The following is a 290-nucleotide window of genomic DNA, read 5'->3' as shown; positions in this document are numbered from 1 at the left end:
CGCCATGCGCGCCCGCCGAGGGCCATGCGCCACTGCATCTTGGTTTCCTCGGGCAGCTCGAAGAAGCGGTGGCTCAGCGCTTCGAGCCGCCGCACCAGCGCGGCGTCGACGCCGTGGCCGGTCACGTAGAAGAAGCCGTGCGCGCGGCAGGCGGCGCCGATCTGTTCGGCGACAGCGTCGCGTCCGGCGGTGCCGGCAACGAGCGCCGAAACGTCGATGAGGGGAAGGGATGCGTCGGTCATGCGTCTCTCGAGAAAGGGGATCGGATGTCGGACAGGAACTGCCGGGCG

1 protein-coding gene is annotated in these 290 nt (G+C 70.0%); it reads right to left on the bottom strand.

What is annotated here, in order from left to right; genetic code table 11:
- The coding region (locus tag ACLI50_RS22550; protein WP_411414674.1) for a 2-oxoglutarate and iron-dependent oxygenase domain-containing protein at positions 1-242 on the bottom strand (242 nt) is incomplete at its 3' end.
- Between the last annotated feature and the right edge of the window lie 48 nt (positions 243-290).

It is taken from the genome of Chryseobacterium cupriresistens (genome assembly GCF_046614675.1).
Lineage (GTDB): Bacteria > Bacteroidota > Bacteroidia > Flavobacteriales > Weeksellaceae > Chryseobacterium > Chryseobacterium cupriresistens.
This window is presented reverse-complemented; position numbering and strand designations above follow the sequence as displayed.